Consider the following 25,850-nt stretch of genomic DNA (forward strand, 5'->3'; position numbering starts at 1 on the left):
ACCTCCGGCAGGAGGCCGCGCGAAAAGGTGCCCAGTGCGATGATTCTTTATAGGAGTCATTTATGGGCGCGCCCAAAAACTTTTCCCCCAACGACTGGTTAACCTCTGCCGAAGCTACTGAGTACCTCGGTCTTTCACATTCCCACCTGAGCGTGCTGCGCTCCCGTGGCAACGGCCCTCTGCACACTAACGTTGCGCCTGAAGGTGCTGCGCCTCAGTACAGGTATCGTCGCAGCGATCTCGATAATTGGACCGCCTCCCGCGCGACAACACTCACCCCGGAAATGCAGGGCTGGGTTGACCACGCTGTCTCGACGGCTCCCCGTATGACACGCGGGCAACTCGCTGAAGTCACCCGCATTCTGCGTCAGGGGGTGGCGGCGTAATGCAAAAAAGAAACGCCCCCGCTACTCACGAGGACGACCAAACCTTTGAGGCCAATGATACCATTATGGTATCCGACGGTCTAGTGTCGAACATCGATTCGGACCACCTGGAGGAGCTTCACGCGTCCGCGATCAGTGACGATGTAATCCGAGCCTCTGGCATCTACACCGCGCACACCCGCGATGAGCTGCCCGAGCCGTTGCGCTGGATTGCAGATAGGGCCGACACCCTTCCGGCTTTGGTCTATCCGATGGTCGAGGCTGGGTGCGGTGTGACGTGGCAGGTAAAGCCACAACCTGGTTCTTTGGTGGACGAGAAGGGACGGCCCCGCAAATACATCTGCCCGGCAAAAGACGGGTCAAATATCTCTCCATCATTTATCGAGCGGCGACCGATTACGAGTGCCACACGTCGCGTGTTGGTAGTCGAGGGTACAAAGCAGGCTCTTGCCGCGATGACCTGGACGGGTGACGAGACGGCTGTGTACTGTATTCCCGGTATCCAGACGTGGATGGGTGGCGAGGACGGGCCTAATCCTGCTTTCTCCCGACTTAAGGAAAAGTCTGTCTACATCATCCCTGATGCTGATGCTGGTTCTAACCGTGCTGTCTACGACGGTGCGCAAGCCCTTGGTGAACACTGCAAAGCATGGGGTGCATCCCCTGTCCGCTTCGTCCGTATGCCAGGCCACGGGTCGCAAGGGTTAGATGATGTCCTTGCCACCGTGGACGATGACGAGCGCTCGGAGATGCTTGAGCTGTGGATTCGCCAGGCACAGGGTAAGCCTGCCAGCAAGATGCCGAAGCGTGCTAGCAAGAAGCAGCGCAGAAATACTGACGAGACTGGCAACAACTCGCGCCCGAAGCTTTATACCGACTTGCCGCCTGAAACGCTATGGAATCGAGCTTGGGAGGCAATTGAGAGCAAACATGCAGGCGTGACGCTTTTCCGTCAGGATTCTCGTCCTGTAATGATCTCTCAGCGTGATGGCCAGGCTGTCCTGGTGCCAGTAGACCGTGCAACGGGGCGGCGTCTGGCTGCTGCTGCTTTCGATTTGGTGCGTGAAACTGACGATTCCACCACTGTCGTGGCACCGATGGACAAAGATATCGACGTGATTTTCTCACCTTTCTATACCGATAGTCTGCCGCCGCTGCACAGCGTAACGCGGTCGCCACTGGTTACAGAGACTGGCGAGATTATCACGCGCTCGGGTTACCACGAGGGCACAGGTGTCTATGTAGACCTCGACGATTCCCTTATCGGTATCTCTGTGCCAGATAAACCGAGTGCTCAGGACGTGGAGAATGCAAAGGTGCTGCTTGAGGATGTTCTCTACGATTTTCCGTGGGTGACTCCTGCTGATCGCACACGTGCTCTCGGTGCGTTGCTGACTCCTTTGGCACGTCCGATGCTTACCACGGCACCTATGCATGTGATTTCTGCCGTGCGTCGATCCTCTGGAAAAGGCCTGCTCACAGATGTTTTCCATCTGATCGCAACAGGCGAGACTGCTGCGGTGCAGGACTTGCCTGGTACTGAGACAGAGATGCGGAAGGTGATTGCATCGAAGCTTTTTGCAGGTGCTGCAACACTTTTTCTCGATGAATGCAGCGTCGGTGTGGACAGCAAGGCTTTATCTGCCCTGCTGACAGCCGAGTCTTATACCGACCGCATTCTTGGCGAGTCGCGCATGATTTCGGTACAAAACAACCTGTGCGTGTACGCAGCCGGAAATAATATCGCTGTTGACGGCGACCTGGCCCGCCGTGTCGTGCCTATCCTCCTTGACCCGAAGTGCTCCAAGCCTGAATCTCGCAGCGGTTTCCGGCACCCGCACCTGCGACAGCACGTGCGTGAGCACCGGCGTGAGCTGCTGGCAGCAGCGCTGACACTAATCCGTGCGTGGGCTGTGGCAGGTAGGCCGTCTCCCCGTGTGGCAGGCCCGTTCGGATCTTTCGAGGGCTGGTATCACGTGGTCGGTGGCACCCTGGAACACGTCGGGTATGCCGATCTCACGACAGACTTGGAGGCGATCCGAGCACGCTACAACGCTTCTGAGCAGGAAAACGCTGAGCACTTAGCATGGCTCTACCAAGTGATGAAGGGCAGCGATTTCCGCGCCTTCGACGCGGAATGCAAAATCGCTGACTCCCGCGACTATGTCCCTCTGCCCGAAGGCCTGGTTTCTTTGGATGAGGTCTCAGCACGACGCCTAGGGCGTATCTACTCCCGTCTGCAAGGCGCGTGGATTGGTGGATATTGTCTTGAAAGCGCTGGTGTAAAGCACCACACGAAGCTTTTTTATGTGGTGTGCGAGGGTGACCAAGGTGGTGGCCCCGGTCCTGGTCCTGGCCCCGATAACAGTGTGCCTCCAGAGCCTTCTACGCCTGCAACACCTGAGCCTTCGGATACAGATAGTGTTGCCACGCTGGTATTCGACTTGGAGACCGGCAGTGCCAATGACCTGCACGTAACGGACGACCCTGGCTTTATCCGGTTGGCTACCTACTCGATCAACGGTGCAGAACCTCTAGCTACAACTGATATCGCCGGTGAGCTGCTGCCTCTAATTGAGCGTGCAGGTGTGGTTGTAGGCCACAACATCGTCCAATTCGACCTGCCTGCGCTGCAGCGTCTCTACGGTCTCGATGTTGAGGCTCTGGTGAAGTCCAACCGCCTGCGTGACACTCTCGTCATGGCACGACTGGCTGCAGGTGGTGCGAAGAACGTGAAGTACAGCCTCGATGCTGTCGCGTCGCGTTACGGCGTTGATGGAAAGTTGCTCAAAGATGGAAAGACAGTACTTGAAGCGCAGGCAGAGCAGTTCGGTGGCTTCGACAAGATACCTACCGATAACCCTGACTATGTCGAGTACGCGCTCCAGGACGTGCGGGCGAACACCGCTGTGTACAGCAAGCTTCTGCCTGAGACTATCGACGCAGTAGGCGAGGAATATCTCCAGCGCGAGCACGAGAAGGTGCACGCTCTATCCGTCGTGGAAGCAAAAGGTATCCGTGTAGACGCCGATAAGGTCGAGGCTTTTCTCGCAGAGGAAGAGCAGACGAAAAGCAGTATCCGACAGTGGCTAGTAGACACTGTCGGCATCCCCGACGAGGGTAAGTCTCCGTGGTCTTCAGTAGCTGGTAAGCAGGCTATTGCAGACTACTTCGGCCGATTCGGTGCCGAAGTGCCACGGACAAAGAAGGGTGGAATCTCGATTAGCGCTAAGGCGCTGCAGGGGCTTGCTGAGCAACATGCAGGCACCCCCGAGGTAGTCGAGCTGGCGACCAGGATGCAAACACTGCTGCAATCCTCGACACCTGCTTCGACGATTAAAAAGTATCTGCACGGTGACCGCGTGTACCCGTCTATTAAGTCCAGCCAGACCACTGGACGCCTGAGCACCACGGATCCGGGTATGACGATTTTCGGTTCTCGCGATAAAAGGCTTATCCGGCAGCGCGAGATGATCCTCTCAGATGGTGCCGATGAGGTTCTTATCAGCGTGGATTTGAGCCAGATTGACGCTAGGTGCATGGCTGCTGGCAGCGGCGACGAGCGCTACTCAGAGTTATTCGCGCTTGGTCGTGACGCACATACAGAGATGGCTATCCGTGTATTTGGAGATGCATCTCGCAGGCCCGAGGCTAAAGCTCTCGGCCACGCCGCGAACTACGGCATGGGGCCGAGGGCGTTTGCCGACCATGCTGGCATCTCTGTGGTTGAGGCCCGGTCTCAGCTCGACCGTCTGCATCGTGAGTTTCCGGAGCTTGAGTCCTTCAAGGAGCATCTGCGCAAGAGTGCTGAGACTCGTGGCTGGGTTTCCACCGGCTTCGGTCGCCGTGTAGCTGTCGCACGAGATAGGGCATATACCCAAGCACCGGCTGCATACGGTCAAGGCACAGCGCGTGACGTGTTCCTGGAGGGCGTTCTCAACCTCCCGAAGGAGGTGCTAGAGATGGTGCGCATCTTCGTCCACGACGAAATCGTACTCTCTGTCCCTGCCGACGAAGCCGAGGATATTAAGCAGTGCGTGCTGGAGGCTTTCGAGTCTGTGCAGCTGCCGTCGGCAGACGGGGTCGATATCCCGGTCCTGGCAGATGCAGCTGGCCCTGGTTCCAACTGGTCTGAGTGTAAGTAGGGGATTGCTATGGGTCTCTCTCGTAGCCCTCCTATAGGCGCTTTTATCGTCACAGAGACATTAATCCTACAAGCAGACAGTAGCCCCAAGGGAGTTCAAACCGTGGGTGCTCGTCGTGAGTGCCCACGGCACCGATACTCAGTAACCGCCTACGACAGAAAGGAGTAAGCAGTGCGGAACCAAGAGCTGAAGGCCTCGGCGCTTCTTGCGAGGCTCCTGGGCGCAGATTTCGACACGCTCTTAGAAGAGCTTGACGAGTCTCTGGAGCGCTCAGAGAGGGAACTGGAAAAGTCCCGGAACAAGCTGGCACGCCTTAAGGCGCAGCCGGATATCACCGTCGAGGGAGAGGTTCCCTCGTTGGAAGAAATTGAAGAAATGATTGCGGAATCTGAGCGCGAGGAAGCGCTTAAGCGCCAGGCCTCCCTGGAGCGCATTCGCGCCCAGGAGGCCGAACGCGAGCGGCGCAGGAAATCTATCAATGAGGCCTGGAGGCCGACACAGAAATTTACGCCGTTTGTGCCACAAGAGAGCACGAAGGCAGAACCAGAAAATGACGATTACGAAATGGAGCTTTAAGTTATGACCGATTCTAAGGTAGCCGCGTCCATTAAGAAGGCTCTCGCGGAATTAGCCACAGTCGACGGGATGACCGAGGAGGCTCAGAAGGAGACCGAAAAGAAGCGCCGGGAGATTAAGAACGAGGCTCAACGGAAGCGTCGGCAAATCGCCAAGAAGAAGCGTGAAGCAGAACGGAAGGTGCGCGAGGAACTGGGCACCCTTCTTCTCGAAATCGACAACGAAGAGGGCGATTTCGCCGGGTTCAAAAACTGCACGATTGCAGAGTTCCTGGACGCGGTTTTTGACCGGGAGCCGGGCGCAGATGCGCACGGCTTAGAGTCGGAAGGTGAAACCCCTTCCGACTCGGCAGGCACCGAGGGTAGCGAGCCTTATGGAACCGATAACGGTTCCGAAGGCGGCTACCCAGACGACGAGCATCAGTTCCAGGGGTAGGACTGATGAGTCGTTGTTCGGTGCCCAACTGGGTGGGGTCTGGGGAGGGGCGTAGCACCCTCCCTGGCAAGCCGACCGCATCGCGGTCGCCCCGGAGTCGTCAGACGCAGGGGTTTGCTTGCCGCATGTTTGCGAGGGAGGGAAATCGGTTACGCCCCTGGCCAGCAAAATGGATGCTTTGCGTCCATGAGCGTAGCCAGCAGGAACCGATGAACGACCGAGTGAACATGTCCGGTCTGTTGCAGATTAAATCTGCAACAGACTTGAGCAACGGAGCAATCAGGAAGCAGGCGCTGTTATGAGTAAGCGAGTAACAGTGCGCCTATCGGATGCGGAGGTGCGTCTGCTGGAGGAGGCCAAGAGTTATCTCGGGGACTCCTCCAGCGAGGTGCTGCGCATGGCTCTGAGGCTTCTCTGCCTTGGCGAGAAGCCTCAAGTCGAGCAGGTGTACTGCGTGCGCGATCCATCACTGGAGAAGCTGCTGGCTGAGTTTGCCCGTCAGGGCAATAACCTCAACCAGATTGCGCGGCACCTGAATAAAGGAGGCGCGCCAGAAGAGGTTATCGAAGCTCTGCAGAAGGCGTTGGCCGATAATGCCCATTCTCACGAGTCGATGGACGATATCACGGCCATGACGCAAGCCAACATGTTGGCGGTGGTGTCTCGATGAGCGTGGTGCAGGTATCACGGTCTACGCACGCTATGGGTGCGGTGATCTATGCCGCCTACGGCCGGGGCGAGGACGCACGGGAAGAGAACCAACGTGCGGCACACATGACGTACTTCTCGCTGGATGCGGCATCTTCCCCCAAGGCCTGGTGCGCGAAGGGACTCGACTGGGTTCGCGGCGCTGCCACTGCTCGGAAGAATGAGGCGTTTCTTATTACGCAGAGCTTCTCTCCAGAAGAGTTCAGTAGCGACGATGAGACAGACATAGCCCGAGTACACGGCGCTGGCATGGAGTTGGCGCAAAGGATGGCTCCTAATAGCCCGTACTTTGTCGCCACTCATACCGATGCCAAGGGCGGTCATGTCCATAACCACATCGTGGTTTTGAACCACGATTACTCCACGGGGAAGGGAGCACCGAAGGCGCTTAAGCACCACCCTTCGGTGCGCAAGGCCAATGACGCTGTCATGAAGGATTTAGGCATGGAGATAACCCGCCAGGATGCGGTGCATCTCACCCCGGTAGAGGCTCACGCCGTGCGGCAGGGCCGGTCTATCGACCCTGCTCCTTTGGACAAGCTCACGAACGATAACTGGCGGCATACTCTGCGCGCGCACGTTATGGACTTGGTCGACGATCCTGAGGTCGAAACGATGGAGGACTTTATGAGTCGCAGTCTTCTCCATAACGTCTCGGTGCGCTCGCGGTCTGGTCGTGGCAAGAACAAAGACAAGACGTATCTGACTTACACCCTGGTCGACGATGACGAAGTCCCTTTGAAGGTTAATAACCGCAAGTGCTCGGAGCGTGCCTCCAAGCTAGGCACTGATTTTCAGTACGAGGGTATCCAGGAAATCCTGCGGGAAAAGCAGCAGGACAAGGAAAAGCAACAGACAGAAGCTCACGCAGCACTAGTAGCTGCAGAGCAACAGCAAGAAAGGATTGAATATGAAGAATCAATTGCGCAAGAAGAAGCCCGCGCCGCCGCAGAACGTAAGCGAGACGCAGACTACCACCGCCGATTCGCTACAGCAGCAGCACTTCTCGAAGAAGGAGAAGCTGCAGGTGGAATTGGAGACGAAGCAGGCCATCGAAGGACTGCAGGATGGGCAAAAGAGGTCCGAGCAGGACTGGAAGAAGCTGAGGAAGGAGAGCCAACAGCGTTATCAGGAGTTCCTGGACGAGAAGAAGGAAGTCCACGACTTCCTGGACAAGTACTCGAAGCTGACGGAACAGACAGCCCAGCGGCAGAAGGAGCTGGCGCTGGCGCAACGCGACCAGGTAACCATCCAGGAGGCAATGGATCTCAGCGACACAATGTATCGCAGGATGTTCCAGCTGGTGGACAATTACGGCGAAATCTCGAAGGCAAACGAGGAGAGGGCCTTCAAGATGGTCGAAATGATGGACAAGAGGCTGGAGAAAATCCGTCAGCACATGGAAGTCCTGGTGAAAATCAAGACGGACATCAACCTCGACGCCGAGCAAGTGCGGCAAATCGTCGAACCCGTCAGCGCCGAAATGAAACAATACGTCGACAAGTCTCTGGAGAAGCTCAACGGGCAGACGAACGAGACGCTGGAGACGATTTTGAGCCAGAGTTTTAGCGAGTACGCGGCAGCGCAGGAGGAGGCCGTGCAGCGCCAGGAGGCTGCAGCTGAACGTGCTGAGAGGGCTGCAGAGCAGGCCCTGGAGGCTGTCGCCGCCCAGGAGGCTAACCGTGGCTGGCAGCAGCAGGCACTATCCACGTTGGGGACGCTATCGCTGCAGTCCGCATCGGTTACTCTCGGTGCCCTTGTATTCCTTGGCCCCATTGCCGCTATCTTCGGATTGACGGGTGCACCAGGCTTTATGCAGTGGCTTACTGATTTCGGCTCTCAGGGTGTAGGACAGGCTGCTCTGGCTGTTCTTATCTTCATCGTCTTCGTTGTCTTAGCGGCGGGAGGCATGGCAATCATGTATCGCGTTGTTGACGGTGCGCTCCGGGAGCGCAAGGGCGAGAAGGCGTTGAGCAACATGGAGGACTCGGTACGGCTGAGCAAGGCACGTCGCAAGGGTGACGAGGCCTTTAAGGCAGAAATCACCGCCCAAGCACAGCGGAAATTAGCCGAGAAGCGTCGTAGGGACGAGTCTTAGTTAATGAAAACGGGTGAAAACATGGCGGTGGTCTCGGAGACCACCGCCACGGATTTATCGAACAGAGAGGGTGAAACAGCAGGCCAGACCATTCGAACATTTTCAGGCCAAAATACTTTGAGGTTTGCGATGTTGGCCGGATTGCTAGATCTGTGTCGACATCGCTACGCCCTTTCTGCGCGTTCTAAAGCCCTATACAGCGTAGGACGCGAGACATTAAAGCTGCGGGCTAAGGCAGCATACGACAAGCCCTCGTTGAGCATAGTGCGTGCTGCACGCTTGCCCCCTCAAGGCACATCGCGATGATCTGTTTGAAGTTAGCCACAAGTTGGCTCCTTCCATGTCGAAGATGACGCGACGCCACCGGGTTGTGGTGTCGCCATCTTTTACTATGGAAGAAAAACAGCGCTTCAGTACCAGGTACGTGGAACCCCGGTACCAACTACGCGGACACACGGTACCAACTACCCCAAATCTACAATCTACGGCTGCAAGAGCTGTGGAGTTGCTCGCAGGGCGCAAGCGCTAGTGTCGCAGTGTGTGCTTAAGAAGCGGCCTCAATGCGCTCTAGAGCACGGTAGATCCTCAGCCGCGAGACGTGGGGTGTCCTGGCTTGTCAGCCACTGTTAGCTCCTGGATCAGTCTCCGAACTTTATCCTCTCTTTTTTCGAAGTTGCTAATCACGATCCCAAAGTCTTCAAAACCGCGATCTTCTGGGTCTTCGAGATTACGCGGCTTACCAGTCACTGGGTCGACTCGATAAGGACTTACCGGGTGCCGATCTAGATCAGTAGGTTCAATATCCCGTATCTGGTAAATTGTATTCCAAAAACCACGGATAGCTGCGTTGCAAGACCTGCGTGCGGCACTGGAGCGAATCTCTTGAGAGCGCAGTCTGGACTCAATCCTCGACATCTTACGTACCAGTTTCCCCCACGCTTCGAATTCCCTTCTTAATTTTTCCTGCTCATTGTTAACCATCGTTGTCGGCCCTTTCTAATGCTCTGTAGATTGTTGGTCGCGAGACACCGAATGTCCTGGCTACTGCGCTAATGGTCTTGCCGCCGTCGATGAGTTCTTTTACGACTTGTGCCTGCTCGCTGCTGAGCTTGGGCTTCGGCCCACCGACCCTGCCCTGAGCTCGGGCATGTGCGACCCCCTCACGTGTGCGCTGGATAAGCAGGTCGCGCTCCCACTCGGCAAGCCCGCTCATGATCGTCACCATGAGCTTGCCCTCCTTGGTACGGGTATCCAGGCTCGGGTCCAACATCACGACAGGAATGCCCCGCTCGTCGAGAGCGCTGATGGTGCGCAGCGTGTCCAGCGCCGTACGGCCAAGGCGGTCGAGCCGCGTGACAACAAGCACGTCGCCCTCGCGCATGTAGTCCAGAGCTTCGTCGAGACCGGGGCGGGCGGATTTGGCGCCACTGATGGTGTCCGTGAAGACCTTCTTACAGCCGTAGTCCTCCAGGGTCTGGCGCTGAGTGTCCAAGGAGTCGCCTTGGCGCTTTGTGCTGACGCGAGCGTAGCCGATAAGCATCAGTACTCACCGATGTCGGGGATGCGGTCGCCGTAGGGTAGCGAGCACATGTAGTCCTCCATGAACTGCCAGTCGGGGATGTACCCCTCGGGGTGGAACTGACGTGCATTGTCAACGATCGGGTCACCGTTAGCGTCCCGCTGAATGGGGAGGTCAAAACCGTACGTGGTTCGGATGTATTTGTTGAGTTCTCGTCCAAACGGGAAATATTTGAATCTGGATTCAAATTGAATCATGTTCGCTAGGAACAAACGGGCTTGCAGTGAAACTAGGTCCTTGTCGAACTGGAGAACAACCACGTTTTGTGACGTATAGAACGGTTCAATTTGCAGGTAGGTTGATCCAAGACTGCCGCCTAAAGCGACGGTAAGAGCACCCGCTGGGTACGGGAGCACATCGGACTGTTCGTCTACTTTCCCCATCACACCGTTGTCGACGGCAGACCGCCCCACGAAGTTAATGCTTGGGCGATCGACAGACATGGCCGAGAAGTCCATCTTGCTCCCCATGTCGATCTCACACAAATCCTTAAGGAAAAAGAACTTCCAGGTGAATACGTCTAGAGGCAATGCAGAGCCTGTAGAGTTCGCCGTCGTCAGCGGCTTGTGGTTGAGACTCCGGATGAAAGCTTCCATGAACTGCCAGTCGGGGATGTACCCCTCGGGATGGAACCGACATGTGTCGTCAATGAGCGGATTATCGTCGGCATCACATTGGATGGGGAGGTCCATAACCTCACTCAAATACTTGGATTCGGTAACTTTTCTCCCATAGCTGTACTTGAAGCGGAGCTGCTGAAGAACAACCTGCAAGAACAGGAGCACGCCGATCGTAGGCTCTTTGTATTTGAGAACCAATAATTTCGCAGAGTCACCTACCACGCAACCGTCCGGCTGGAAAGACACGAACCCTGCGGTTCCGGTACGAGCAACGGTGAGGACCATGTTCTGTGAATAGACATAATTCATCTTTTCGCAGTATTCAGAACTGATCGACCCCATCACCCCGTTGTTCTCCTCACCGCTTTGAACCGCATTCAGTGTCCCAGGGTTTTCAGCCACTTCTTCTGCAGTGATTCCACGTCCGTTGCGTATCTCAAAAATGGAGGAGACAAGGAATTCTTTCCACACCGATACGTCTAGCGTCATCGTGCAACCTCCCCGTCCGCGGCTACAGCATCTTCAACCAACTTTCCTTCCTTGACAAGGTACGCAAGGTAGTTGTTAAGGGTGCTCTGGAAGTCCGCCTCAGTGAGCTTCGAGTAGTCGGTCTTCATGTAAGCCTCAACGAGCCACTCATCCTCGTGAGTGACTTCCTGCATGGCAGACATGCCAGCCTTCACGGTCCTGTTGCGGTAGAGCTTCAACCACTCTTCCTCAACGGCCTTCCACATACTCGCGTTGTTGGAGTCGAACTGCTCAATGCGGCCGAGGTTTTTCTTCTTTTTGTGGGCGTCATCCCTGTAGTAGCCGAAGAACGTGGCCTTGGCCGGCGCGCCACCGTCGTAATGTGGCTTGCCCAGAGTAAAGACCATCATGCACGCTGAAGCCGAGGCGCCGGGGTAGAAAATTTCGTTGGGCAGCGTAAACACCGCTTCAAGAGTGTTGTTGACCAGGAGACGCTGCTTGGTCTCACGCAAGAGCTTGTTCGCACCGATTGCCGCAGCGACAGGAAGTATCACCGCCATCGTGACAGTCTTCGTTGACTGGTTGTTCTTCTGCCTCTGAGCGTTAGCCTCAACGATGCAGTCGGAGATGAACTGCACGAAGACCATGCCTTTGGTGGGGTCTTCCTTGCCGTTTCTCGCCTTGCCCCAGTTGGTCTTGTATCGATCGGGGATCGTTATGGGCTTTGCGTTGAAAGGTGGGTTCATGAGGACCACATCAGGGTCTGCTTCCTGGAGAAACGCCCTCGATTCAAAGAGGTTGCCGAGTCTGATGTTCGAGTTGCCGTCGGCGTGGATGAGCATGTTGGTTACAGACAGACCGAAAGCCTTCTCCTCGATCTCCACACCGTAGATGTGCTCACGCCGAATCTTCTCCTGTTGGGCGTCTTTTTCCTGCTGGGTAGCCGCCATGTTTGTGCAGTCGGCCAGTGCCTTGACCATGCCCTGCACAAGGAAGGAGCCGGAGCCGCACGCGCCGTCGAAGATGCGCGTGTTGCGATTCACGCCGGTTACACGGCACGCGAACTCAGTGATGTGGTCGGGCGTGAACGCCTGGTTCTTGTCGGCCTTGCCGGTGTACTTGTTGAAGGCGATGAAGAACAGGTTGAGTAGGTCCTGGCCCTCTGAGCTTTCCTCGTCGATATAAGCGTAGATGCCGGTGACAATGGATAAGAGGATGTCCAGCCAGTCACTCAACTGGAGTTTCCGCACCTTCTGGTCGGAGACCACGTTTGATTTCAGTAGCTTGACCTTTTTGGCCTTGTTGTCGGAGCCATCAAGGAGATTATTCAGCGTGGTCTCGATGCCGGTACGGATTTGGGCCTCATCGAAAGTAGACCAGTAGTTGCGGAGTGTGACAGTCGTGTCGTCGTTGATGTCAGAGATGCCAAGCTTTTTCACCACGTCTTTGACGTACAGGAGTGTAGTGCCGACGAACTGGCTGCGCAGCTTCTCGTCGATATCCTTTTTGTGCAACAGCTCGTTGAGCGCGTAGGTGTTGCGCAGAACCTGCTCACGGTTGTTCTGACGATTCGTCTCAAACAGGCCCGCGTAGTAGGTCATGGTGTCGATGGCGGTCTCGCCCGGCAGCTCATGTTCATCGTCGACTTCGCTCTTCCACACGCGCAGTTCTTCATTGGTGGTGTTCGCTAAAATGGCGATGATCTTGTGGTCTGGAAAGAGCGCCTTCTCCTCGTCCACGTACTCACGGAGCTGGTTGACATCACTGTCGACGAACTTTTGCTTCGTCTCGACGAGCACAACAACGTTGTGTACGGAGTCATGGAAGCGCAGGTCCAGCTTGAAGTGCTTGGGGTTGTAGCCAAGTGCTGCGCGAAGCTCGTCACGACCACCGGCCGCCTGGGCGTAGCTATACTCTCCTCCCTCGATGTTGGTGGTGAGGTAATTCACCCCGACGGTATTAGTCATCGTGGCACGCGACATTGTGTTTCCTTGTGTAAAAAATCCGGCCGATCTCGTACATGCCATTACCGTGCGCCGTCATCCAACTGCAACCAGGTCAATTACATGTACGAGATCGCTGTACATAATGCACAGTGTAACACAATTGCAACATTAACGATATCGTACAGCGAAACTCATTTTATCTACTTTATCTACTGCTTCCACCTAATTTTCACGCGATTTGGGTCGAACACCTTTGCGCCGAGCTTGCCGGGCTGGATGTGAATGTCCATCATTAGTCGAGTGAGTCGACGTTTATCCTCAACAGAAGCACCACCCCACCACTCTGCAAAGTCAGGCCCGCCAGCAAGCTCCACAGCGAGCGGATCTGCGTCAAGGTTAGTCGTCAGATCGCGTATATCTTCATCTAAGCCCGAGATTTGAGCTTCGATCTTTTTCGACATGCGCGCGAATGTGGACATGTCAATATCTTCATTAAGGGCAGCGTCCTCTATCTGCTCACGCTTAGCCAGAAGCGCATTTCTCTGCCCTGTCAGGTCTTGCAACTGTTCGGTAAGGGTATCGTCCTCCGGTGTTAATGCTTTCTGAATTATAGCTACAGCATCAGGCTGCTCCATGCGTTTAAGAATGGCGGCCTCGATTAGGTTTTCAACCTCAGCACCAATGGACACATGTGTGCCACCAGGCTCCGATCTTTTGCACGTGTAGTAGCGGCGAGGCTCCCCGTTCTTGTTCCTCCGATTACGTGCGTACATTGGAGCTCCGCACGTACAGGTCAGGACAGATGCGAGGAAGTGCCGGGGAGTATTGCCGCTATGTGAGCACCGACGAGCTGGGTCACGCAAGATTGCGTCGAGCTTCTCACCCGTAGCCTCATCGACGATGGCCGGCCAGTTACCTTCGCCGACGATTTCTCGGTCTTTGACAAGACGAAAGCCTGTCTTCGGATCGGTTGGATTGAAAGTACTTTGCCCTCGTACACGCGGGTTGAGCAAGATATCTCTCAGCGTCGGCGCTGTCATAGGCCGCCCGGATGTGGCCGTCAGACCGCGAGCATCGAACACGTCGCGCACTGTCTCACGCAGGGTCTTGCCAGCAATGACCATCGCAGCAGCATCGAGAATAGCATCAGCCTCTTCGTCAATGACGGTCACGGCGTCAGCCTCGTAACCAAACATGCGCCGCCCACCTGTTTTTGGCCGTCCGGTACGCGCACGATCTTCGTAGGCAGCTCGGATACGTGCCGCACGGTCAATGGACTCCTGCTCAGCGATGAGGCCGAGGATCACAATCGTGAGCCGTGATGCCGGATCGCTGGGATCAATGTTGTAGCCCCGGTTCGCCTTGACGGTGACACTATGCTTCTCACACAACTCGAAGAGTGCCAGTGTGTCTTTGGTGCGGCGAGTCAATCGGTCGAGTGCATAGACGTAGACGACATCGATCTCACGGTTCTCGATGGCATGGATTAGTTTGTCGTAGTCAGGTCGATACTCACCTGAAAAGGCCGAGATGTTGTTGTCTACGTAGGTGGCAACCACCTCAGCCTCGTCGGCCTCGGCTTGTTTGGTGGCTAGATGTATCTGTCGTTTTACACCTGCCTCTTCCTGCTTATCCAGTGAAATACGCGCATAGATTGCCGCACGCCGCGTCGTGATCGTTGCCATGCGCCCATCGTACCCCATTCCCTAAGTCTGCATTGCCGCTGCCGGTAGCCCCAATGCACAAGCCATGCGGGCCCATGCCGCCGTGCGCAGATTCCTTAAGATCCACCGTGACGGGTTGGCCGACCGTATCGATGCCGATGGGCACCATGAGGCGCGCCGAGCCTTCTCGGCCATGCCACATGCCGCTGGCCGCTAGCTCCTCCACATCGCGATAGCCTAAAAGGCCCATGAGGTCACTTCCATGGCGGCCAGAGGTGCTATCGGGCCGGCGAAAGGAAGCCATGCTGCGCGCAAGCAATGTCGCAGCGGCCACGCTCATTCCATCGGGAGCCCCTAGTTCTTCCACCCCGGCTGCGGTGACTACCTGCAAGTGGTCCCCTGCCACCAGGCTTAGGCCTTCGTGCTCGGCACGTACCCCCAGCGCCGAAGACGGCGCCCCTGCGACCTCGATGATGGTGGTGTAGGAATCATCGTGGAAAAAATCCTCGGTTCCCGTTGTCAGCACGCCGTCGACAATGAGAATGCGAAAGCGTGCCTTCTCCGGCGTGCGAGCGTGGGGCAGCCACTTTAGCCATTCCCACTGCCCACCACGAGCTTCAATGCCGCAAGCTTCTGGGCCATGCGCCAATGCCATCTGGAGGACCATAGCGCGCACCATATCGCGGGCGGGATCCGCAGGCTCTTCACCTCGCGTCGACGCCGTACCGGAAACAGAAAGAAAGCGAAAAGCCTGCAATTGAATAACCACCGGCATATCGGGCACGGTACCCACCGCTTTGATGGTCTGGCGCATGCTCACTGCGCACACTGGGTCTAAGTCCTCGGTGGCTCCAGAATCCGGCACGTTGATGGGAGTGCACAGCGTGGTAGGCCCAGTTCCTACGCGTACCTCGAGGGCGTCTGAGTCATCGGGGCCGCGCTCCCACATGCGACGCGAGCCTATCAGCGCACTTAGCTCTTCCGGTGCGGGGTGGCGATAGTTCTCATGTGCGCGCTGCGCAGAAGCGTTGCATAGGGCCTTTTCCCGTAAGGCTTTGATGTGGCGCAGGTAGGTGCGTCGGGTTTCATCAGGATCCTGCCCGCTGTTATTGGGCCCAAACATCATGGCCATGCTCGCCAGCATCATCAGCGGAAACATCAAGGCCATCGGGCTTATCTGCCGGGAATCTCCCGCACCAAGCACCATAAGGGCGACCATGCCAAGCATCGCCGCAATCATCACCACCGGAAGAAGCAGCCGCACCAGCGGTACCGGTTGTGGGCGTACTGCCTCTGGGACCTCCTCGGCCTCAATGCTCCCGGCGGGCAGCGGCGGTGCAGCATCCCGCAATGGCATGGTCAACGGCTCAATTACACGGGTATCCCCGATCCCAAGCATGCTTAGGTAACCTCCCCCGAGCCACGCGCCAGCGCCCTTAGCCCCCTGCCAAGATTCCCCGCGCTGCGGTGGACACGTCGCCACTAGTAAGCCACAATATGTGGCATTGGGCAAGGGGGACGCCCACAATCCATTGACTTTCGGGGGAATAATGACTACTGCTACAGCGCACCACCTGCGCCTTACCATCCGCATTCACGCCGGTACATTCCACAAAGAGGCGGACGTGGCACTACCGTTGAGTTCCAGCGTGGGCGAGCTTTTGGCTGAAATCACGGACTTAGTGGATGCGCCCACGATTTCCGAGCCCTGGCGCGCCAGTACTGTTTCTGGCCGCGCTATCGATCTCACCGCCCCGCTGGCCGCCACTCCACTTACCGAAGGCGCCATCCTGGTTATTAGTCCGCGCGAGCGCCGCCCTGCGCCGGTGATTCGAGATGCAGCAGAATCGCTTGCCGCCGCGGCCGAGGAGGATACTACCGCTGCCCTTCCTGTTGTTTGGGCGTGGGGAGGGCTACTTGCCGCCTTCGCTTTGCTCTGGGTTAGCACCCTTCCCCTTGCGGCGTGGGCGGCGCTGGCCGCAGGAGCGCTTTTGCTCGCCCTGTGGATCCGTGTCCTGTCGCTGGTGCACCTTAGCTTGGTGGCCAGCATGGCGTGCGGCTGGGTGATAATTTCGCCCTCGCTGGATGAGGCGCCGTTTGCCGCATTTACCGCCTGTTTCACCCTGCTCATCGTGCTACTTGCTTGCCACGTCACCGGGTTAAGCACGGTTCGCACCAGCTCTGCGGCACTCACTGTCTCGGCTCTCATCTTCATCGCGGCATTGGGGTATCTGCTGCCCGGACCAAGGGCAGGGCTACACGCCAGCCACGGTACGGCGGCCGCTGCCTGTGTCATCATCGCCGGCATTATTATGCTGGCCACTGCCCCTGCATTGAGCATTGCTACTGCTGGCCTCAAGGTTCCGCAGCTGCCCACGGCCGGCCAAGATCTTGCGGTATCCGATGCTAGCCAGCCGGATGTCGATAGCCGCGCGTGCCGCGCCAGCAGCGCCTACGAGGGAATGTGCTGCGGCCTGTCACTCTGTCTTATTCCGGCGCTCATCGCTCTCTCGTTTACAGGCAGTGGTCCGGCTCTATCACCGACCCATGGCGCGCCTGATTCTCTCACCGAGTACATTTCGGTGCTTTTTGGAACAGAGGGCTCCGGCGCGGGCTTCGTCCAAGCACTCTGTGTTACTTCCGCGGGTGCCGTAATGATGCACGCCTCCCGGCACGGTCGTGCGCTAGCCAGTTGGGCACTCATGGTTTTGGCAATTGCCGCGTGCCTGGCTACTTGTCTCTGTGCCACCCACGCGATAGTAGATTCCGGGCTTGCACATGCTTGGGCACCGGCCTTGATTTCCGGTCTCGTTCTCATCGCTATGATTAGCGCCCCGCTGTGGGCGTCCAAGGTGGCGGGGCTAGAGCCCACCACCATCGCTTGGTTTGAGCGCATCGAATCCCTAGCTATTGCCGCCAGCTTGCCACTCGCCGCCCACCTAACCGGCGTTTTCATGCTCATCAGGGGTATCGGATGATGCGCAGTCTACCTACTACATTGTGGATAAGCCCGGCGCTTCTTGCTTGCGTAGCTGTGGCAATACTTCCCGTTACCTTAGGTGCTGCGGCATTAGTAACCGCTCCCGATGCGACCGCGCGTGAACCGGACCGCGAATGCGCAATCGCGCATTCCTCACCGCTTTCGCCCCAACCTAGCGAGGATCAGCTCAACTACCGCGCCCGTCTGCACTCCTTTGCCACCGGGGAGGGCGTAAAGGTTGCCGTTATCGATACCGGCGTGGCTACCCACGATCAGCTGCGGCACCTCAGCGGTGGCGCGGACCTTATCGCGCCGGAGGAACCGGAGCCGCACCGCGACTGCGACCTGCACGGCACCGTCGTAGCCGGTATCATCGCCGGCCACGATATCGGTATCGCGCCGCGGGCGGAAATCTACGCTGTGCGCCAAACCAGCGCGCATTATCGCCAAGAGCGAGAAGACAATACCACCGGCTCGCTAGATACCTTGGCCCAAGCGATTGATGACGCCGCCGATGCCGGCGCCCGCATCATCAATATCTCCGTTGTTTCTTGCGTCCCGCCGGATGTGGCCGCCCAGGTGGATACTTCCCGGTTGGACGGTGCTTTAGCACATGCGGAAGAATCTGGATCCGTGGTAATTGCCGCATCCGGCAACGCTTCTTCCGGTAGCTGCGAGATGGGTGACCGAGTATTTCCAGCGGATTCGCCCACAGTGCTCTCAGTAAGCGCCCAAGCGGATTCGCACGAGCTCGCTGACTACTCTCTGACTTCGGCGGATGGCCCACAACTGGCCGCGCAAGGATTTGTACCACTCGCGCTCAATCCCGCCGGCGGATGGGCCGACGGCAAAGAGGGTACGGACGGCACGTCACAATTTCACGGCACCTCCTTTGCCGCGCCGGTAGTCAGCGGCACGGCGGCCCTACTGGCGCAGCGTTTCCCCGATGACAGCCCGGCCGCCCTGCGTAAACGCTTAGAAGACGCCGCGGAGCCGGGACACGGATTCGTCGACCCGCTCACGGTGCTCACCCACGTGGAATCATCCACGCTCGGAGATACCCGAGCAATGGCTATCCGCCCCGCCGAAAAGAGCACATCACGCGCACCTATGCACAGTGCATGGGTACTCGGCGGGTTGGCGTTGGCGCTAGCCGCGTGGGCAACGTGGCGCGGGCTGTGGTCTAAGAGCTGACCTGCAGCGCCTGCTCCCGGCTAAGCGCCGAGCCTTCCGGCAGCAAACGCAGAATCTCCCAGGGCACCCGCGCGCCTACACCAGTGCCCAGCGCCTCTAAGGTCTCTTTATCCTTGACCTCGTGCCGCTGACCCGTCGGTGCAACCACGTGGTAGCCATGACCGCTATCTACTCCTACGCCTCCGCCGTTGAGACCACCAAAGCGCTGCGCCACCGTCTCACCAGCCAAGGCTACGGTACCCGCTTGGGCAGGTACCACTTCCCCGCCGCCCTCATTACCCGCACACATCCAACCATCGTCTGGGCTCACAAAGCGGAAAGTGGTGGAGGGAAGGTTGAGGTTTAAGGGGACGTCGGCAAGCGCAGCAATCTCCTGGGCCGTGGATGTCGCCGTCTTGGCGCCTAATCCAATAAGCATCTGCGCCTGCGTGGGCGTAAGCTCGGCGACGCCATCGGGTGTGCGCGCCCATAGGCCCTGGCCTGTGTCTACGACCTCCGGCGGCTGCGCCGGAAAATTCAGCGGAGGCAACTCCGCAAAAGCATTGAGCAGCTCAGGCGGCATGGGCCAGGCGTGGGTGCCGTCGTCCACACCAATCGCGCGACGCACCACACGCCCCTGGGTGCTAGAGGGATCAGGCAACGCCACCCGGCCGTCCTGAGTAATAAGCCACTGCGTGCCTTCGGTCTCCACCAATGCGGCGCGCTCCGGCCCCAGGCCTTCCTGGTCGGGCTCGGCAAGCACGATGACCTCTTGTGCAGCAACCTGGTGGCCGCCGATGCTAGTCGGGTTTTCCGCCCCTGAGGACTCCTCTTTACCTGCCAAACAGGCCGCCCAGCGCTGCTGCGGAGTCTCGCTGGCAGCCGCAAGGTACCCCGGGGCATCCGCGATCCCTACCGGGGACCCCAGAAGCGCGTCGTGCAGGTGTTCATCCCCTATCGCCTGAGCCTCGGCAGCCTGACCAGCGATAATGCGCGCAGACGCCAGGTTAAAGACTGGGTGGTAGGTATCATTGACATCCACAAATAGCTGGCCCTGCTCCGAGCGCACTATGGGCGCATCGCCCGGTTGCGGGCTCGGTTGCAGCCATGCGAGCATGCCAGAGCCCACCGCGAGGAAGGCTATGCCCACTCCGCCGAAAAGCAGGGCCTTGCGCCGCCTTGCCAAAGGATCATGAATCATCCTGATATCGCCCAATACGAGCCCGTGCTCGACGCGGCGGCGCAGAAATTTATGCCCCGAAACTTGGGCCTTAGTAGTAGGCAGCGGACGTGCCATGATTTTCCCCCGAAAAGTCTGTGTACACCCAGCACACAGGCTATCCCAGGTGGGCTCCCACCGCCACCTGGAAAGCTAGTCGGCGCTGCGCCGTTCCCGAGTAGCCTCGGCGCGGGCGGCCATCTGATCCGCCGCCGGGTAATCTACGGCCACCAGAGAAAGCCCTTTCGCCGGAGCCACGGGGATGCTGGAGGAGCGTTTGGTCTCGTGGAGCAGCGCTGCGGCGAAGTCGGCATCGCGGCGCCCCTCCCCTACACGCAGGCAGCACCCCACCAAGGACCTAACCATCGACCAGCAAAACGCATCGGCGCTCACGCGGGCCTCGAAGAGCTCTGGTTCCTCAGGCGTTGAAATATCCCGCCAGGAGAACTCTTGCAGCTCACGAATGGTCGTGGCATTCGGCTTAGCTTTGCAGAAGGCCGCGAAGTCATGCAGGCCTACCAACGCGGTGGCGGCCTCCTGCATGGCATCGATATCCACTGGCTTTATCCACTCGGCGGTATCCCGCGCACGCGTCGGCAAAGCGCCCCGCGGGCTGGTAGTAATCCGGTATACATAATGCCTGCGCAACGCCGAGAAACGCGCATCAAAGCCCGCGGGCGCAAACTCGCAGCTATGTACCCGCACGTCTTCAGGCAAAAGCTTTGCTAACCGACGCACCAGCTTCCCCGGTTCCCCCGCCACTGAGCGCTGCTCCAGCATCTCTTTGGGAACGTCCACGTGGGCAACCTGGCCACGCGCATGGACCCCGGCGTCCGTCCGGCCGGCGACCGTTAGCGGTACCTTTGCGCGGGCAATCATCGCGAGTGTTTCTTCCAGCACGCCTTGCACGGTGCGCAGACCGCCTTTTTGCTTCGCCCAGCCGTGGAAATCCGTTCCGTCATAGGCCAAGTCCAAGCGCAGGCGCACGAACCCGTCTGCCGGCCCTTCTGCGGTGGTAGATGCTGCAACAGTCATGGTGGGACTCATGCTACCGGAGGCACTTCCCTCGACCAGAGCCGGGCCCAGCTCCCCGTGCACCGTTCGGAAGAGTCCAGAAATAAAAAGCCGCCGCCCTCCCACAAGTGGGAAAGGCGGCGGCAAAGCGCTAAGGCCGAAGGGGAACTACTTCTCCTCGGACTCCTCAGCTGCGGTCTCCTCAGCAGGTGCCTCGGTTTCTGCAGCCTCGTCTGCCTTAGCTTCCTCAGCCTCGGCGGCCTTAGAAGCGGCAGCGCGGGTAGCGCGGTTAGCCTCGGAGGTCACGGTCTCCTCAAGAACGAGGGAGATCTGGGACATCGGGGCATTGTCACCGGTGCGGTTGTCCAGCTTGATGGTGCGGGTGTAGCCACCCTCACGGTTCTCAAACTTCGGTGCGACCTCGTCGAACAGGTAGGAAACGACATCCTTGCGTGGGATGAGCTTCAGCACTGCGCGGCGGTCAGCAACGGTGCCGGACTTAGCCTTGGTGATGATCTTTTCGATGTACGGGCGAAGAACCTTCGCCTTAGCATCGGTGGTCTTGATAGCGCCGTGCTCGATCAGGCTGGCTGCCAGGTTGCTCAGCATGTGAGCCTGCTGCTTGGCGGAGCCGCCGAGACGGGCACCCTTCTTAGGGGTTGGCATTGTGTACTCCTCGTATGCGGTAAAAGTTGAGCGCGCGGCAATTAGGTAATTGCCGCAAGTCAGCGGGGTTCTTTACTCGGAATCCTCAGCAGCCGGGTCCTTGAAGTCACCGGTTTCTGCGTCGTAGCCCTCGAGCTGGGTCGGGTCAAAGTCCTCAGGGGTGTCCTTGAGAGCCAGGCCCAGGTTAGCCAGCTTGATCTTTACCTCATTGATCGACTTCTGGCCGAAGTTGCGGATATCCAGCAGGTCGGACTCGGTGCATTCAGCGAGCTCGCCCACGGTGTGGATCTCCTGACGCTTCAGGCAGTTATAAGAGCGGACGGAGAAGTTCAGGTCCTCGATCGGCATGCCATAAGCAGCGATGTACTCGGTCTCCTGCGGGGAGGGTCCGATCTCGATGCCTTCGGCAGCGTTGTTCAGCTCGCGAGCCAGGCCGAAAAGCTCAACCAGGGTGCCACCGGCGGAAGCCAGTGCATCGCGTGCGGAGATCGAGTTCTTGGTTTCGACGTCGATGGTCAGCTTGTCAAAGTCGGTGCGCTGCTCAACACGAGTTGCCTCGACCTTATAAGAGACCTTCAGAACCGGGGAGTAAATCTGGTCGACCGGGATACGGCCGATCTCACCGGAGGTAGGAGCGGCTGGGACGTAACCACGGCCGCGCTCGACGACGAGCTCAATGTCCAGCTTGGCGGTGTCATTCAGGGAAGCGATGTGCAGATCCGGGTTGTGGATCTCCACGCCAGCCGGCGGCTGGATATCGCCCGCGGTGACATCGCCCGGGCCCTCCTTGCTCAGGTACATAACTACCGGCTCATCAGAGTCGGAAGAAAGCACCATGCTCTTGATGCTCAAGATGATCTCAGAAACGTCTTCTTTCACACCGTTGATGGTGGTGAACTCGTGGAGAACACCATCGATCTTGATGGAGGTTACTGCTGCACCCGGAATGGAAGACAGCAGGGTACGACGCAGCGAGTTACCGAGGGTGTAGCCAAAGCCCGGCTCGAGCGGTTCGATGACGAACTTGGAACGAGACGAGTCGATGAATTCCTCGGTGAGTTGAGGACGCTGGGAAATGAGCATTGCAATTCTCCTTTTCGGCGACCGCTATTTGACGCCGGTAGAGGGGTAAAAATCTTCGGGTTCGAAGATTCCTGGTTCTCCGCCAGGCCATTAAAGGCCTCGCGGAATAACAGTTTACTTCGAGTAAAGCTCGACGATGAGCTGCTCCTGCAGCGGAATGTCGATCTGAGCGCGCTCGGGCAGCTGGTGCACGAGGATGCGCAGGGTATCAGGAACAACCTGCAGCCATGCCGGTACGTTGGCATCGATGAGGGCGTCCTGAGCATCTTCGAACCATTCCATCTTCTTGGAGCGGTCACGGACATCGATGATGTCGTACTGGGTGACCTTGTAGGAAGGAACGTTGATGTTCTTGCCGTTCACGGTGAAGTGACCGTGGGAGACAAGCTGGCGAGCCTGGCGGCGGGTGCGTGCCAGACCTGCACGGTAAACTACGTTGTCCAGGCGGGACTCGAGCAGGATAACCAGGTTATCGCCGGTCTTGCCCGGGAGGCGGTTAGCCTCTGCGTAGTAGCGACGGAACTGACGCTCCAGCACACCGTAGGTGTACTTTGCCTTCTGCTTCTCCTGGAGCTGCAGCAGGTACTCAGATTCCTTGATGCGGTTGCGGCCAGCCTGTCCCGGTGGGTACGGGCGGCGCTCGAATGCCATATCTCCGCCGACCAAGTCGACGCGAAGACGGCGGGATACGCGGGTAGCGGGGCCAGTGTAACGAGCCATTTTCTTACCTCTTCCTTTCCCTTAAACCTTGCGGCGCTTGGTCGGACGGCAGCCGTTGTGCGGCTGTGGGGTGGCATCCGTGATCGAGGAAACCTCGAGGCCTGCGGCCTGCAGGGAACGGATGGCGGTCTCACGGCCGGAGCCCGGACCCTTGACGAATACGTCAACCTTCTTCATGCCGTGATCCATTGCCTTGCGTGCAGCGTTCTCAGCCGCCATCTGAGCGGCGAACGGAGTGGACTTACGGGAACCCTTGAAGCCAACGTGGCCGGAGGATGCCCAGGAAATAACAGCACCGGTCTGATCGGTGATCGAGACGATGGTGTTATTGAAGGTGGACTTGATATATGCGTGGCCGAGAGCCACATTCTTCTTTACGACGCGACGGCCGGAACGGCGCGCGCCGGAACGAGTCTTTGGAGGCATGAATTACTTCTTCTTTCCTGCGATCGTCTTCTTCGGACCCTTACGAGTGCGCGCATTGGTCTTGGTGCGCTGGCCACGTACAGGCAGGCCACGACGGTGGCGCAGACCCTTGTAGCTACCGATTTCAATCTTGCGGCGGATATCAGCCTGAACCTGACGGCGGAGGTCACCCTCAACCTTCCAGGTAGCCTCAATTGCGTCACGGAGCGCCGACAGCTGGTCATCATCCAGGTTGTCAGTGCGCAGGTCAGGAGAAATGCCAGTCTTTTCTAGCAGTTCCTTGGCACGGGTTGGACCGATGCCGTAGATGTAGGTGAGAGCGACCTCCATACGCTTATTGCGTGGGAGGTCAACACCAGCTAGACGTGCCATATGGCGTGTCCTTTCGGGTTGTTACGGCGGTTTTCTCCCCATCCGTCCCACTCCATGCAACGCTTCGCCCGGACCGTGCCGGGAATCCTTGGGTTACTTACCAGTGTGGGCTCAGGCCACCGTAGCCTGAGGTGGACAGGGTGAACCTACAGGTCCACCCTTGGGTGAGGAGGCTTACAGTTTTTACTTGTAGCGGTAGACGATGCGTCCACGGGTCAGGTCATAAGGAGACAGCTCTACAACCACGCGGTCCTCTGGGAGGATGCGAATGTAGTGCTGACGCATCTTGCCAGAAATATGTGCAAGAACCTTGTGTCCATTGTCGAGCTCGACACGGAACATTGCGTTGGGCAAAGGCTCGATAATGCGGCCTTCTACCTCGATTGCGCCTTCCTTAGCCATAACCTCTACTTTTCTGGCGACGGACAAGTGTGCCGTCACCTGCATGTTTGTTGTCTACTGCGGTGGCGTATCCGCGCCAGCCTCACTGACGCTATACACCGACTTAACAGCATACGCTGCAGCGACACGATTTCCAAACCAGTGCGCTTTTCGACGTCCCATAATGGACTTCCCCGCTGCCCTACCCTTGTGCCCACGGTCAGAGTTCTTAAGACTTGCAGATCAAAGAAATCCCCCAACACCGGCCCCCTTCTCGGGGAACCAGCGCGGGGGAATCAATAAGCGCAGTGGCGGGAGGCTTTAGTAAATGAATACCTTATCGCCGACCTGCACGTTATCCCAGTAACGCTTTGCAGCGTCCGGCGGCAGGTGTACGCAACCATTGGAGTCAACGGCCGGGTCATCCAGGTGGAAGGCGTGGCCATTGTTGGTGAAGTAGATGGAGTACGGCATCGGCGCGTTATTGAACTCGCGGGAGATTTCGTGCTCTACCTTGCGGGTGACGTGGAAGGTGCCGCGTGGGGTTTCCTGACCTTGCATGCCAGCCGACATTGCCGGGGAAACATAGGAGACCTTTCCACCGTCCTGCAGCCAGGTGCGGCGACCGTTCAAGTCAACACACACCTTGGCATCCGCTGGGCACGGACCACGGTCAAACTCGTTAGCGCGGCGTTGTGCTTCCGCCTTGCGTGCGGCAGCCTCGGAGCGAGCCTTCTCAGCGGCAACGCGCTCGGCATTAGCGCGGGCCGCAGCCTCGCGAGCCTTGCGTGCTTCCTCATTCTTCTGAGCAATCAGACCCGGGAAGAGGAATTCAACGGCGCCATCCACCGCAGTCTGAACGCTAGGAACCAGCTCAGGAGAGAACTTCTCCGCCTGGTCCAAAATCTGGTTGCGGGTGTTCCACGCCTGCTCGCGGGTTTGGCCGTAGAAATTATCCAGCTGTGCCTTTGCATCAGCGGTGAGCCTATCTAGGCCGGACTGAGAAGAGAGCTGTGCGAGGTCAGAGTTTGCCTTGGAGCGGAGCTGATCCAGGTTAGGAACCTCCTGGGCAGTAGCGGCAGGAGCCGCAACGGTGGCACTCAAGGCCATCACGCTAGCGACTGCGGGCGCTGCGACCGTGGCACGGAACTTGCGGAAGCTAAATTTAGACATAGCTGTGAGTATAACCTT

The 25,850-nt window shown here is 58.1% G+C and carries 23 protein-coding genes and 1 pseudogene; 9 read left to right on the forward strand and 15 right to left on the reverse strand.

What is annotated here, in order from left to right:
• Positions 1-62: 62 nt before the first annotated feature.
• The 7 genes and pseudogenes from WMP97_RS04390 (at position 63) to WMP97_RS04415 (ending at position 8,348) form a co-directional block, all read left to right on the forward strand.
• Positions 63-386 carry a helix-turn-helix domain-containing protein gene (locus WMP97_RS04390; RefSeq protein ID WP_340439894.1) on the forward strand — a complete coding sequence of 108 codons (324 nt, stop codon included), beginning with the start codon at positions 63-65 and terminating at the stop codon, positions 384-386.
• Positions 386-4,531, forward strand: coding sequence for a DNA polymerase (locus WMP97_RS04395; RefSeq protein WP_340439896.1), 4,146 nt, complete (start codon positions 386-388; stop codon positions 4,529-4,531). Before WMP97_RS04390 ends, WMP97_RS04395 begins: the two co-directional genes overlap by 1 nt.
• A 171-nt stretch (positions 4,532-4,702) precedes the next feature.
• Positions 4,703-5,107 carry a hypothetical protein gene (locus WMP97_RS04400; RefSeq protein WP_340439897.1) on the forward strand — a complete coding sequence of 135 codons (405 nt, stop codon included), beginning with the start codon at positions 4,703-4,705 and terminating at the stop codon, positions 5,105-5,107.
• A gap of 3 nt (positions 5,108-5,110) precedes the next feature.
• Positions 5,111-5,542, forward strand: coding sequence for a hypothetical protein (locus tag WMP97_RS04405; RefSeq protein WP_340439899.1), 432 nt, complete (start codon positions 5,111-5,113; stop codon positions 5,540-5,542).
• 298 nt (positions 5,543-5,840) lie between these two features.
• A complete protein-coding gene (mobC, locus tag WMP97_RS04410) occupies positions 5,841-6,212 on the forward strand; it encodes a plasmid mobilization relaxosome protein MobC (RefSeq protein ID WP_340439901.1) in 372 nt (123 codons plus the stop codon).
• 104 nt (positions 6,213-6,316) lie between these two features.
• Positions 6,317-6,676: pseudogene (locus WMP97_RS11815) on the forward strand (relaxase/mobilization nuclease domain-containing protein); the annotation flags it as partial.
• Positions 6,677-7,160: 484 nt separating this feature from the next.
• Positions 7,161-8,348, forward strand: a complete 1,188-nt coding sequence (locus WMP97_RS04415) for a hypothetical protein (protein WP_340439902.1) — start codon at positions 7,161-7,163, stop codon at positions 8,346-8,348.
• A 164-nt stretch (positions 8,349-8,512) separates the two neighbouring features.
• Here the strand turns inward: WMP97_RS04415 and WMP97_RS11820 are convergent, their stop codons facing one another.
• The 6 genes from WMP97_RS11820 to WMP97_RS04440 all read right to left on the reverse strand — a co-directional run bounded on the left by WMP97_RS11820 (position 8,513) and on the right by WMP97_RS04440 (position 16,024).
• Positions 8,513-8,611 (reverse strand): helix-turn-helix domain-containing protein, encoded by a 99-nt coding sequence (locus WMP97_RS11820; RefSeq protein WP_445293080.1) that lies wholly within the window; start codon positions 8,609-8,611, stop codon positions 8,513-8,515.
• Between the two features lie 710 nt (positions 8,612-9,321).
• On the reverse strand, positions 9,322-9,888 hold the full coding sequence (locus WMP97_RS04420; protein WP_340439903.1) for a recombinase family protein: 567 nt from the start codon (positions 9,886-9,888) through the stop codon (positions 9,322-9,324).
• A complete protein-coding gene (locus WMP97_RS04425) occupies positions 9,888-11,036 on the reverse strand; it encodes a restriction endonuclease subunit S (RefSeq protein WP_340439904.1) in 1,149 nt (382 codons plus the stop codon). The genes WMP97_RS04420 and WMP97_RS04425 overlap by 1 nt, the downstream gene beginning before the upstream one ends.
• On the reverse strand, positions 11,033-12,982 hold the full coding sequence (locus WMP97_RS04430) for an HsdM family class I SAM-dependent methyltransferase (RefSeq protein WP_340439905.1): 1,950 nt from the start codon (positions 12,980-12,982) through the stop codon (positions 11,033-11,035). The genes WMP97_RS04425 and WMP97_RS04430 overlap by 4 nt, the downstream gene beginning before the upstream one ends.
• Positions 12,983-13,170: 188 nt before the next feature.
• Positions 13,171-14,646 (reverse strand): recombinase family protein, encoded by a 1,476-nt coding sequence (locus tag WMP97_RS04435; protein WP_340439908.1) that lies wholly within the window; start codon positions 14,644-14,646, stop codon positions 13,171-13,173.
• Positions 14,591-16,024: a cell division protein FtsK gene (locus WMP97_RS04440; RefSeq protein WP_340439909.1), complete on the reverse strand. Its 1,434-nt coding sequence runs from the start codon at positions 16,022-16,024 to the stop codon at positions 14,591-14,593. The genes WMP97_RS04435 and WMP97_RS04440 overlap by 56 nt, the downstream gene beginning before the upstream one ends.
• A gap of 151 nt (positions 16,025-16,175) precedes the next feature.
• On the opposite strand from WMP97_RS04440, the gene eccD reads away from it, so the two are divergent.
• On the forward strand, positions 16,176-17,603 hold the full coding sequence (gene eccD, locus WMP97_RS04445; protein ID WP_023020599.1) for a type VII secretion integral membrane protein EccD: 1,428 nt from the start codon (positions 16,176-16,178) through the stop codon (positions 17,601-17,603).
• A 56-nt stretch (positions 17,604-17,659) separates the two neighbouring features.
• Positions 17,660-18,799: a S8 family serine peptidase gene (locus tag WMP97_RS04450; RefSeq protein ID WP_232213546.1), complete on the forward strand. Its 1,140-nt coding sequence runs from the start codon at positions 17,660-17,662 to the stop codon at positions 18,797-18,799.
• On the opposite strand, the gene eccB is transcribed toward WMP97_RS04450, so the two are convergent.
• The 9 genes from eccB to WMP97_RS04495 all read right to left on the reverse strand — a co-directional run bounded on the left by eccB (position 18,789) and on the right by WMP97_RS04495 (position 25,832).
• On the reverse strand, positions 18,789-20,075 hold the full coding sequence (gene eccB / locus WMP97_RS04455; RefSeq protein ID WP_340439910.1) for a type VII secretion protein EccB: 1,287 nt from the start codon (positions 20,073-20,075) through the stop codon (positions 18,789-18,791). The two genes, WMP97_RS04450 and eccB, sit on opposite strands and share 11 nt — an antisense overlap.
• Before the next feature lie 75 nt (positions 20,076-20,150).
• The gene (truA, locus tag WMP97_RS04460; protein ID WP_408922461.1) at positions 20,151-21,032 is read right to left on the reverse strand and encodes a tRNA pseudouridine(38-40) synthase TruA; all 882 of its coding nucleotides are present in this window, start codon (positions 21,030-21,032) and stop codon (positions 20,151-20,153) included.
• Positions 21,033-21,179: 147 nt separating this feature from the next.
• Entirely contained in the window at positions 21,180-21,677 is a 498-nt protein-coding gene (gene rplQ / locus WMP97_RS04465) for a 50S ribosomal protein L17 (RefSeq protein WP_023020595.1), read from the reverse strand.
• Positions 21,678-21,749: 72 nt separating this feature from the next.
• Positions 21,750-22,760: a DNA-directed RNA polymerase subunit alpha gene (locus tag WMP97_RS04470; protein ID WP_340439911.1), complete on the reverse strand. Its 1,011-nt coding sequence runs from the start codon at positions 22,758-22,760 to the stop codon at positions 21,750-21,752.
• Positions 22,761-22,874: 114 nt separating this feature from the next.
• Positions 22,875-23,480 carry a 30S ribosomal protein S4 gene (gene rpsD, locus WMP97_RS04475; protein ID WP_005322762.1) on the reverse strand — a complete coding sequence of 202 codons (606 nt, stop codon included), beginning with the start codon at positions 23,478-23,480 and terminating at the stop codon, positions 22,875-22,877.
• A gap of 21 nt (positions 23,481-23,501) precedes the next feature.
• Positions 23,502-23,906, reverse strand: coding sequence for a 30S ribosomal protein S11 (rpsK, locus tag WMP97_RS04480; protein WP_005322764.1), 405 nt, complete (start codon positions 23,904-23,906; stop codon positions 23,502-23,504).
• Positions 23,907-23,909: 3 nt separating this feature from the next.
• Entirely contained in the window at positions 23,910-24,278 is a 369-nt protein-coding gene (gene rpsM / locus WMP97_RS04485) for a 30S ribosomal protein S13 (RefSeq protein ID WP_005322765.1), read from the reverse strand.
• 183 nt (positions 24,279-24,461) lie between these two features.
• The gene (gene infA / locus WMP97_RS04490; RefSeq protein ID WP_004566852.1) at positions 24,462-24,680 is read right to left on the reverse strand and encodes a translation initiation factor IF-1; all 219 of its coding nucleotides are present in this window, start codon (positions 24,678-24,680) and stop codon (positions 24,462-24,464) included.
• 300 nt (positions 24,681-24,980) lie between these two features.
• Complete coding sequence (locus WMP97_RS04495) at positions 24,981-25,832, reverse strand: L,D-transpeptidase (protein WP_023020594.1); 852 nt, start codon at positions 25,830-25,832, stop codon at positions 24,981-24,983.
• Positions 25,833-25,850: the final 18 nt, after the last annotated feature.

Origin of the sequence: Corynebacterium sp. KPL4072 (genome assembly GCF_037908395.1) — a bacterium.
In the GTDB taxonomy this organism is placed as follows: Bacteria; Actinomycetota; Actinomycetes; order Mycobacteriales; family Mycobacteriaceae; genus Corynebacterium; species Corynebacterium kefirresidentii.

Coding starts and splice junctions, on each gene's coding strand:
- WMP97_RS04390 (WP_340439894.1), top strand. CDS start 63: ATGGGCGCGCCCAAAAACTTTTCCCCCAACGACTGGTTAACCTCTGCC.
- WMP97_RS04395 (WP_340439896.1), top strand. CDS start 386: ATGCAAAAAAGAAACGCCCCCGCTACTCACGAGGACGACCAAACCTTT.
- WMP97_RS04405 (WP_340439899.1), top strand. CDS start 5,111: ATGACCGATTCTAAGGTAGCCGCGTCCATTAAGAAGGCTCTCGCGGAA.
- mobC (WP_340439901.1), top strand. CDS start 5,841: ATGAGTAAGCGAGTAACAGTGCGCCTATCGGATGCGGAGGTGCGTCTG.
- WMP97_RS04415 (WP_340439902.1), top strand. CDS start 7,161: ATGAAGAATCAATTGCGCAAGAAGAAGCCCGCGCCGCCGCAGAACGTA.
- WMP97_RS11820 (WP_445293080.1), bottom strand. CDS start 8,611: ATGCTCAACGAGGGCTTGTCGTATGCTGCCTTAGCCCGCAGCTTTAAT.
- WMP97_RS04420 (WP_340439903.1), bottom strand. CDS start 9,888: ATGCTTATCGGCTACGCTCGCGTCAGCACAAAGCGCCAAGGCGACTCC.
- WMP97_RS04425 (WP_340439904.1), bottom strand. CDS start 11,036: ATGACGCTAGACGTATCGGTGTGGAAAGAATTCCTTGTCTCCTCCATT.
- WMP97_RS04430 (WP_340439905.1), bottom strand. CDS start 12,982: ATGACTAATACCGTCGGGGTGAATTACCTCACCACCAACATCGAGGGA.
- WMP97_RS04435 (WP_340439908.1), bottom strand. CDS start 14,646: ATGGCAACGATCACGACGCGGCGTGCGGCAATCTATGCGCGTATTTCA.
- WMP97_RS04440 (WP_340439909.1), bottom strand. CDS start 16,024: ATGCTTGGGATCGGGGATACCCGTGTAATTGAGCCGTTGACCATGCCA.
- eccD (WP_023020599.1), top strand. CDS start 16,176: ATGACTACTGCTACAGCGCACCACCTGCGCCTTACCATCCGCATTCAC.
- eccB (WP_340439910.1), bottom strand. CDS start 20,075: ATGGCACGTCCGCTGCCTACTACTAAGGCCCAAGTTTCGGGGCATAAA.
- truA (WP_408922461.1), bottom strand. CDS start 21,032: ATGACTGTTGCAGCATCTACCACCGCAGAAGGGCCGGCAGACGGGTTC.
- rplQ (WP_023020595.1), bottom strand. CDS start 21,677: ATGCCAACCCCTAAGAAGGGTGCCCGTCTCGGCGGCTCCGCCAAGCAG.
- WMP97_RS04470 (WP_340439911.1), bottom strand. CDS start 22,760: ATGCTCATTTCCCAGCGTCCTCAACTCACCGAGGAATTCATCGACTCG.
- rpsD (WP_005322762.1), bottom strand. CDS start 23,480: ATGGCTCGTTACACTGGCCCCGCTACCCGCGTATCCCGCCGTCTTCGC.
- rpsK (WP_005322764.1), bottom strand. CDS start 23,906: ATGCCTCCAAAGACTCGTTCCGGCGCGCGCCGTTCCGGCCGTCGCGTC.
- rpsM (WP_005322765.1), bottom strand. CDS start 24,278: ATGGCACGTCTAGCTGGTGTTGACCTCCCACGCAATAAGCGTATGGAG.
- infA (WP_004566852.1), bottom strand. CDS start 24,680: ATGGCTAAGGAAGGCGCAATCGAGGTAGAAGGCCGCATTATCGAGCCT.
- WMP97_RS04495 (WP_023020594.1), bottom strand. CDS start 25,832: ATGTCTAAATTTAGCTTCCGCAAGTTCCGTGCCACGGTCGCAGCGCCC.